The following is an 8,133-nucleotide window of genomic DNA, read 5'->3' as shown; positions in this document are numbered from 1 at the left end:
CTGTCACAAGAAGACTTAGAGTTAATTCTAGATCCGTTCGAAATGACACACCCTGGGATTGCAGGAGCAACTCTTTTAAAGAAAAATTAAAAGAAGAGGGGAACAAGCCCCTCCTCTTTGTTTACAATATAGGGATGTTATCAGTAAGTAAACAGTGGCGTCTAATGGTTCATGGAAACAAAATTAAGAGGAGCAGAAATATAATCAACATCACTTTTAAATAAAGAGGATTTATTAAAACATCCTATTATATTAGCAATAAGCTTACATGAATTTTTATTAAGAACTATGACCAACCATGAATAAATAGTTGGCCATAATAATCTTAAAGATCCATATCTTTTAATCCGGAACTATGCTCATTTGGCATTTCAGGAAGCTCTGGTACAGGAAAACCTTTTGGTGGTTCCGTTACTGTCAATGTTCCTTTGTTTCTACTTGGTGATTCACCTTGGAATATTTCTCCCATTCTTGTTGGATCTAAGCTGAAATTAAATTGTGCGTTATGGAATCCCATGTCTACATACTTTCTGCACTCTGGGTATTTATTAATATCATAGTTCGGCACAGGGAAGAGTTTCCCCCATTCAACCCCCAATGTCTCTAAAGCTTTTGCAAAAGCATTTTGATGTGCATTATCACGTACAATTAAAAATGCAAGAGTTTCTCTAAATGTTTGATTAGAACTCATTTCATAAATTCTAGTCTTTTGAAGTACGCCTGTAGATTCAAGTACGACATTATCTAGTAAATCGCTAATTAAGTTTCCATGACTATATACCCAAGATCCATTCCAAGGATTTCCGGCTGCATCAACAGGCAATGAACTTTGAGCGCCTACAATAAAGTGGTGAGGGTTTGCATGTTTAACCGCTTCATCAAGCGGTGCTTTATCAATACCAGCATTTCCTGGCGTAGGTTCACCAGATCCAGTTAATAGCTGATTAATTGTATGTTGTACAAGTTCTACATGGCTTATTTCCTCTAAAAAAACACCTCGAAGTAAATCACGATATTGCTTCTCTTTACCTCTAAAATTTGAGCTTTGGAAGAAATATTGCATCATTGTACGCATTTCACCATAATGTCCGCCTAATATTTCTTGTAAAACTTTTGCGGCAGCTGGATCTGGTTTATCCGGCTTAATCATATTAATTATTTCCTCTTTATAATAAAACATGAAGGACACCTCTTTTTAAGTTAGTTAACATTGTTATCGTGTCCGTTAATTGGTTGCTTAATACTTTAATTCATTTTTTTACCAGTAAATTGTTACCTTAGAATGCAAAGTCTTTTGAAATAACTCTTTTCGATGTGAGATGAAGGTGGGGGATAGCTACTTAGCATGTAATAAAAAAGATAAGATTACGGAGTGCAATCTTATCTTTTCATAAAGAATAACAAATTGTATCTTCAAGGTTTCAAAATGACTTTTATACAATCATCTTCACGATTATTAAAAATTTGATAACCGTAGCTTGCTTCTTCAAGGGGGATTTTGTGTGTAATAATCTCCTTTGGATCGAATTCTTTGTTTGTTATTTTTTCAAATAGTTCTGGCATAAAATGAATAACAGGTGCTTGTCCCATTTTAAGATTAATATTTCTAACCCAAAATGCCCCGAGTGGGAATGCATTATAATTGCCACCATAAACACCAGTCATTTGAACCGCTCCATATTTTCTTACAGCTTTCGTAGCAATTTGAATAGGACCGAGAGTTCCACCTTGTAATTTCAATTTTTGTTCTAGAAATTCTAGTGGTGATTTTTTTCCATCCATGCCCACGCAATCAATGACTACATCGGCACCGCCATGTGTGATTTCCTTTAAATGTTCTCCCATATCAGGAAATTTTGTAAACTCAAATACCTCAACATTGTTAATCTTTTTTGCATAATTCATTCGGTAATCTAAGTAATCGACTGCGATTACGCGCTTAGCACCTTGCATCCAAGCAAATTTTTGTGTCATTAATCCAACAGGTCCACAACCAAGGACGATAACAGTATCACCTGGCTTAACACCTGCGTTTATTACACTCCAATAGGCTGTTGGCAAAACATCGGATAAAAACAGTAAAGATTCATCTTCAAGTTCGCATGATTCCGGTATAACAAATGGAGTGAAATTTCCAAAAGGAACTTTTAAATATTCTGCTTGTCCGCCTGGATGGTTACCAAATTTCTCTGTGTAACCAAAGTATCCACCAGAATCATAATGAGGATTGGAGTTATCACATTGGCTTTCCATTTCATGTTGGCAATAAAAACAATGTCCGCAAGCAACGTTAAAGGGGATAACAACGCGATCTCCTTTTTTTACTTTCGTAACATCGGGACCAACTTCTTCAACAATTCCCATTGGCTCATGACCAATAATGTACCCTTTAGGTAACGGCATGTTTCCTTGATATAAATGTAAATCAGAACCGCAAATAGCGGTTGAAGTAATTTTTACAATAATATCATCTTTTTTCTCTAATTTTGCATCATCCACCTGTTTCACTTGTACTTGGTTTGGCCCTTGATAGGTTACAGCTTTCATCTCATATCTCCTTAGGAATCATTTTTCATAATTTATATGTATCTCTTGGCAAAATAGAAATCTATACATAATGTTGTTATGAGAGTATGTTATAGCAACTCTTCTTTTTTTATGTCTTTTGCTCTATTTTAAGAAGAAACTCAATATTTATTCACAATGCAATTTCCATAAAAAGGATAATTATTATTTCATAATTTGTAACATATTAAAAACATCGGAGGTGAAATAATATGGCAAACAATAATAGTGGAAATCGTAATGAATTATTAGTTCGAGGCGCTGAACAGGATCTTGATCAAATGAAATATGAAATTGCACAAGAGTTTGGTGTACAACTTGGTGCAGATACAACAGCTCGTTCAAACGGATCTGTTGGTGGCGAAATTACAAAACGTTTAGTAGCAATGGCTGAACAACAACTTGGTGGTAGAGCTAACCGCTAAGTAAATTGGTATAAAATATAGCTGGTATGTAAATCAATTTCTTTTGTATATGTATAAAAACAAACCCTTATAGTAAATGAATTCTCACTCAAAGATTATCGATAATCTTCTTTCATAATCTTTGAGTATTTGATTTGTAAACTACTTTCCTAAACAATAAACACACAGTGTTGGAAAGGTGTTTTCCATGCATAGTAGAAAATCTTTTGCAGGAAAAAGCATACTTAAAAATTTGATTTCAATATTGAAATCAATATTTATTATGATATTTTCGAAAGGGAGGAATTTAAAAATGGGTATTTTAAGTGGAAATCCTCAAAATGAACCGTTACATTACGGAGAAGTATTTGATATTTGGAGTTATCTTTTAGCTGCACAAGGTGCAATTGCAAGCCATCAAGTGTTTATGAATCACACAGGTGACGAAGATTTGAAGAAATTTTTAGAAAGCTTAATTGAAAATGATATGAATTCGGAAATAGAAGAGTTAAAAACTCTTTTAAAAGTTAATGGCGTAGCTTTACCGCCTGCTCCTCCAGAACGACCATTAGCATCTATTGAAGATATTCCTCCAGGAGCACGTATTAATGATGTTGAAATAGCAGCAGCTGTTTCTACAGGATTAGCAGCTGGACTTGTGACATGTAGTCAAGTGATGGGAAAATGTCTTCGAGAAGATGTAGGGATGCTATTCGGACAATTTCATATGAAAAAAGCGCAAGCAGGTGTAACGTTACTGCGTTTAAGTAAGAAAAAAGGGTGGGTAGTTCCACCTCCATTACATGTGAAAAACTCTGATCAAGCTTAATAAACAAAAATAAAAAAGTGGCATTGGCCACTTTTTTATTTTTTAGATGTATCCTCAACTTTGGATTTATTTATTGTAGAAGAATCCATATATTCATCTGACATTTCCATAGCATATTTATCATGATGAATATGATTGTGATTTCTTAATTCATCGTCGTTACGCAGTACTAACCTCTTCATATAAATGTGGAAGAAAACCTCTATTCCGCTAATAATTAATGTGGCTATAAATGAAGAAAATCCAATATTATCAGTAGCATCTAAATTAGTAAATAAGGATGTTAAAAGCCAAGTTCCGAAGAAGGTTAAGCCGAAATCTGCCATTGTAGCAATCATATTTCCGTATTTAGGCAAAATGAAGAGATCGCCAATTAAATAGGCAGCTCCTGTTAAGAAAAGAGAAATGAGTAGTACTCTAGGAATGGAAATGCCTTGAAAGATACCGAGTACGATAAGTAATACTGCAGTTATCGCTGTGTATTTAATTAATAAAGCAACAATATGTTTCATTATTTTCCTCCATTGTTTAAACGTATATGGAATAAAAGATTTCATTGAAAACGGGTTATGCTTTTATATAGCGTAACCCGTTTCATTTACTGATGGAGGCCTATTTATAATATCCCATGGCACGTATATTGTATTTCGTTCTCCTATACACTACTATGTTGGACTTAAAGAGCATTAATTATACCTTCGAATTCGTGGGCGTAATTACCAATTAATTAGCTATATATTTTGGCATGTAATTTAACATATTAAAGAAAGAAGGAGGTGAATCAATATGTCAAACAATAACAGTGGAAGTAGCAATCAATTATTAGTACGTGGCGCTGAACAAGCTCTTGATCAAATGAAATATGAAATTGCTCAAGAATTTGGAGTGCAACTTGGAGCGGACGCAACAGCTCGTGCTAACGGATCTGTTGGTGGTGAAATTACAAAACGTCTCGTATCATTAGCGGAGCAACAACTTGGCGGTGGCGTTACTCGTTAATTTTATATAAAAATGGATATAGAGGAGAGGCATGTCGTCTCTCCTTTCCCATACATTTTTTAGATTTACAACTATAACTCGAATTTATTTGTTTAACTTTTAGACTTGCAAGGTTTTAAATACATAATTAATTTTTGCGTAATAAAAGGATAAAAGATGCGAGGTTATATTTGATGCGAAAGGAGCAAAAAAATGAAATATGAAGCATTATTTACAGTTGAGATTTCTGTAGGAAGTGAAAGAGTAGCAAACCATAAAATAAAGGCTCATGATGTTATTGGTGTTGTTGAAAAGCTTGCTGAGAAGTATTTAAGTAATCATGAGGGACATTCTCATCATAAATAAAGGAGAATCGTGATATGACCTGTCATGATGTTAACAAAGAAACGAAAGAAAAAAAAGATTTAAAATGGTGGCAACTCTCACTTATTGGAATTGGTTGTACGATAGGAACAGGCTTCTTTTTAGGATCCAGTATAGGGATTAAAATAGGTGGATCTTCAATTATCCTCATTCTGATTTTAACTGGACTCACTACATATATTGTATTTGAAGCATTGGCAAAAATGGCTGTAGAAGATCCGCAAAAAGGATCTTTTCGCATTTATTCAAGAAAAGCTTTTGGAAATTGGGCGGGTTTTAGTCACGGATGGACATATTGGTGTTCGGAGTTGCTTATTATGGGTAGCCAGTTAAGTGCGTTAGGAATCTTTTCACGTTACTGGTTTCCTAAAATACCACTATGGATATTTGCTGCTATATATGGAGTAGCGGCTATATTAATTATTTTTATAGGGGTAAAGATATTCGAACGTTTAGAAAAATGGATGGCTATTATAAAAATCGCGGCTATTATAGGATTCATTGTGATTGCTATTTTGGTTATTTTAGGATTTATAAAGGGTGGTTTATATAAGGCACAAATCCCGCGTAATTTTAAAGACTGGTTCCCAAATGGATTAAAAGGCACTTGGTCCTCTCTAATTTATGCATTTTATGCATTTGGAGGAATCGAAATTATGGGGTTAATGACAATAAGACTGAAAGACCCTAAAGATGCACAAAAATCAGGAAGAGTAATGTTAATGATTTTAACGATTATTTACGTAGTCTCTTTAGGGATGGCAATTATGATGGTACCATTAAACCAGTTTAATACGAAAGAAAGTCCTTTTGTAATAGCGTTACAAGACTATAATTTACCGTATGTGCCATTTATTTTAAATGTAGTATTAATTTTAGCGGGCTTTTCAACGTTAGTTGGTTCATTATTTGCGGTGACAAGTGTATTAATGAACTTAGCTGAAGAGGGTGATGCACCTGCGATGTTTGCGAAAAAAAACAAGAAGAATATCTCTTTTCCAGCTTTAATTCTTATCATAATGGGGCTTGGTGCTTCTATCCTTAGCGCTTTATTACTACCAAAAAATATATATGAATATGTAACAACTGCAGCTGGATTAATGTTGTTGTATACATGGAGTTTGATTCTTCTTTCCTTTTGGAGACTAATGAATCCAAAAGGTTGGATGCAGATAAAAAGTATTATTGGTCTTATTATGATTGCACTAGCTGTTAGTGGAACACTATTGCAAAAAACAACGCGTTTTGGTTTCCTTGTGAGCTTGTTGTTTTTAGGAATAGTTATTATCGTTACTATAATTGTTCATTTTGTCTCAAGAAGAAGGAATACAGCTATATGAAGTATCTTTCTTTTCACACTATGAATAATATGTCAGAACAAAATAATAGAAGTTATTGAAAAATGATTTGGTAAGTTTGAAAACCAAAATATAATCCATAAATAATAAGTGATATTCCAGATACTACTGTTATAAGAGACAATATGCGTGCATTCAAAATTTTACGAAATATACTAGATGTACTTGCCATCGTAATATCCCAAATAAAAATACCTAAAATAATCCCGAAGCTATATAACAAAAGCTGCTCTTTATTATAGGAAGAAGCGGATTTTGCTAATATAGAGCCGAAAATTCCAAGCCAAAATAGAATTGTTAATGGATTAGATAAGGACATAAAGAAACCAGAAAAAAAGCTTTTAATAACTGAATCATCATTTCTCATATTACTAATGCTAATTTGATTCGCATTTTTTAAACTTTCGATACCTGTATAGATTAAAACAAAAGCGCCGAAAGACCATAAGAAAAGTTTTATAATATCTTTTTCGAGGAAATGAATGACACCTAAATAAATAAGTGCCATGTAGATGACATCTGCAAGTAAGGCTCCTATGCCAAGAATCCAAGCGTGAAAAAACCCACTCCTAATACCTTTTTCTAACTGTGCAGCATTAATAGGCCCCATTGGAGCAGATAATGATAAACCTAAGAAAACATAGCTTAAAAATATGCCCACGTATGATATGCTCCTCCCACTAAATTTGATCTATATTAAATCTATTCAGTGGTTAAAGTTTGTACAACTAAATAATAAAAAGTGGAGTGGATTACTTATTTTTATGCAAGTATTTTATGATTCGAGAAAACGGACACTTGGATGGAATTGTTTCATCATCACGTAAAAAATATTGCTGCCATTCATAATTATCTTTTTCACCATAATCTTTAAGAGAAGGGTGAATAGGAGCTTTGTCATAAGCGGCTAGACGTTGACGTATTAAGTTTTTTAGTTTTCTACTGCGTTTCTCAGAATTCATAATTCCCTGTAAAACCCACCTAGGAGTTAAAGCAAGCATCATACATGAAAAATGTCTACTTTGTCTATTGACATGGGCAGGTGTAGCACAGTAGACGAAATATGATTCATTATGAAAGCAAAATTCCCAAGTGTTTTCCATAGGATCATTTGGGATATGCGTAGGCCATTCCATCTCGTCCAAACGACTAGTTGTATTAAGTAGAGACCAATAAATATGTTCAAAATCTTTAACGGTAGTTTCTCTCATTAAATCTATTGGTGTATGAATAAAAACAATAAGTGAAGCGTATTGCCCTGTGTCTCTAGAACATTCCGTATATTCTTTAAGTAATGTGGCAAAATCAGCGCTAGTATTCGTATCTCTAGGATCACTAATGAATCCGTACCGGAGGTGATTGGCTGTAAAGCCGTGTTGAGCTGGGATACAAGGGAAAGGTTTATTTTTATCTGTCATTTTTAATTTAAAAGAACAGAAAGCTTCTTGTTGCCAATTTGGAAGGTTAATAATATGTTTTTGTAAAGAGTCCTTATCATAAAGTATAGTCATCTTTTTATCCCTCCTAAGTCATAATATATAACCTATTAATTATTTAGGAATAGGTGACTAACACAGTTGAAATAACTTTTTTTCTGTTTATCCCGCTTTAATGG

Annotated in this window: 10 protein-coding genes and 1 pseudogene; 6 read left to right on the top strand and 5 right to left on the bottom strand. The window is 33.8% G+C overall.

Translation table 11 applies throughout. The features are described from left to right. Nucleotides 1-90 (top strand): annotated as a pseudogene (locus tag COL05_RS29610) (aspartate ammonia-lyase); the annotation flags it as partial. Nucleotides 91-325: 235 nt separating this feature from the next. Here COL05_RS29610 and COL05_RS29605 read toward each other — a convergent pair. Continuing rightward, nucleotides 326-1,180 carry a manganese catalase family protein gene (locus tag COL05_RS29605; protein WP_098671210.1) on the bottom strand — a complete coding sequence of 285 codons (855 nt, stop codon included), beginning with the start codon at nucleotides 1,178-1,180 and terminating at the stop codon, nucleotides 326-328. A 233-nt stretch (nucleotides 1,181-1,413) separates the two neighbouring features. After that, on the bottom strand, nucleotides 1,414-2,547 hold the full coding sequence (locus COL05_RS29600) for a zinc-dependent alcohol dehydrogenase (RefSeq protein WP_098671209.1): 1,134 nt from the start codon (nucleotides 2,545-2,547) through the stop codon (nucleotides 1,414-1,416). Between the two features lie 230 nt (nucleotides 2,548-2,777). Here COL05_RS29600 and sasP point away from each other — a divergent pair, with 230 nt between their 5' ends. Both sasP and COL05_RS29590 read left to right on the top strand, forming a co-directional pair. Beyond that, the gene (gene sasP, locus COL05_RS29595) at nucleotides 2,778-2,990 is read left to right on the top strand and encodes a small acid-soluble spore protein, SasP family (RefSeq protein WP_098671208.1); all 213 of its coding nucleotides are present in this window, start codon (nucleotides 2,778-2,780) and stop codon (nucleotides 2,988-2,990) included. Nucleotides 2,991-3,282: 292 nt separating this feature from the next. Beyond that, nucleotides 3,283-3,798 (top strand): DUF3231 family protein, encoded by a 516-nt coding sequence (locus tag COL05_RS29590; RefSeq protein ID WP_098671207.1) that lies wholly within the window; start codon nucleotides 3,283-3,285, stop codon nucleotides 3,796-3,798. Between the two features lie 35 nt (nucleotides 3,799-3,833). Here COL05_RS29590 and COL05_RS29585 read toward each other — a convergent pair whose 3' ends face one another. After that, on the bottom strand, nucleotides 3,834-4,310 hold the full coding sequence (locus COL05_RS29585) for a YndM family protein (RefSeq protein ID WP_098671206.1): 477 nt from the start codon (nucleotides 4,308-4,310) through the stop codon (nucleotides 3,834-3,836). A gap of 274 nt (nucleotides 4,311-4,584) precedes the next feature. On the opposite strand from COL05_RS29585, the gene COL05_RS29580 reads away from it, so the two are divergent. The 3 genes from COL05_RS29580 (at nucleotide 4,585) to COL05_RS29570 (ending at nucleotide 6,500) form a co-directional block, all read left to right on the top strand. After that, a complete protein-coding gene (locus COL05_RS29580) occupies nucleotides 4,585-4,797 on the top strand; it encodes an alpha/beta-type small acid-soluble spore protein (protein WP_000069660.1) in 213 nt (70 codons plus the stop codon). A gap of 192 nt (nucleotides 4,798-4,989) precedes the next feature. Beyond that, nucleotides 4,990-5,142: a hypothetical protein gene (locus COL05_RS31610; protein WP_098671205.1), complete on the top strand. Its 153-nt coding sequence runs from the start codon at nucleotides 4,990-4,992 to the stop codon at nucleotides 5,140-5,142. 14 nt (nucleotides 5,143-5,156) lie between these two features. Continuing rightward, on the top strand, nucleotides 5,157-6,500 hold the full coding sequence (locus COL05_RS29570) for an amino acid permease (RefSeq protein WP_098671204.1): 1,344 nt from the start codon (nucleotides 5,157-5,159) through the stop codon (nucleotides 6,498-6,500). Between the two features lie 52 nt (nucleotides 6,501-6,552). Here the strand turns inward: COL05_RS29570 and COL05_RS29565 are convergent, their stop codons facing one another. Together COL05_RS29565 and COL05_RS29560 are read right to left on the bottom strand one after the other, a co-directional pair. Continuing rightward, the gene (locus COL05_RS29565; protein WP_098671203.1) at nucleotides 6,553-7,179 is read right to left on the bottom strand and encodes a LysE family transporter; all 627 of its coding nucleotides are present in this window, start codon (nucleotides 7,177-7,179) and stop codon (nucleotides 6,553-6,555) included. 91 nt (nucleotides 7,180-7,270) lie between these two features. Then, complete coding sequence (locus COL05_RS29560; RefSeq protein ID WP_098671202.1) at nucleotides 7,271-8,029, bottom strand: YqcI/YcgG family protein; 759 nt, start codon at nucleotides 8,027-8,029, stop codon at nucleotides 7,271-7,273. Nucleotides 8,030-8,133: the final 104 nt, after the last annotated feature.

This window comes from Bacillus sp. AFS059628 (genome assembly GCF_002571225.1).
Taxonomy (GTDB): Bacteria; Bacillota; Bacilli; order Bacillales; family Bacillaceae_G; genus Bacillus_A.
This window is presented reverse-complemented; position numbering and strand designations above follow the sequence as displayed.